The organism is Arthrobacter sp. GQ119 (assembly GCF_059759125.1).
Genome location: NZ_JCAXEA010000095.1, coordinates 1 through 315, shown reverse-complemented (window position 1 = coordinate 315; position 315 = coordinate 1). Strand labels below are relative to the sequence as shown.

Annotated in this window: 1 pseudogene; it reads left to right on the top strand. The window is 61.0% G+C overall.

Annotated elements, in window-relative coordinates:
- Window positions 1–207 (top strand): annotated as a pseudogene (locus tag AC6CH3_RS23510) (aspartate aminotransferase family protein); the annotation flags it as partial.
- Window positions 208–315 lie beyond the last annotated feature (108 nt).

The window sequence follows — 315 nt, the reverse complement described above, 5'->3', positions numbered from 1 at the left end:
ATCGAATTCACCGCACCGGACAACACCCCCGATGCCGCCACCGCCCTCGCCGTCCAGCAGGCCGCCATCAAGGAAGAACTCCTCCTCCTCACCTGCGGACCACACGGCAACGTCATCCGCGTCATCCCGCCGCTCAATGTCAGCAGCGAGGAAATCCAGAGCGGCCTGTCCAGGTTCCACCAGGCACTCAAGGCAGTCACCTCCTAAGACAAACAGAGGCGGAATTTGCCGGCAGCCGATCCATACCCACCGGCGGAATTCCCACCCTACGATCACTGAAAGCTTGACATGACCACTTCATTCGACCCCAGCACC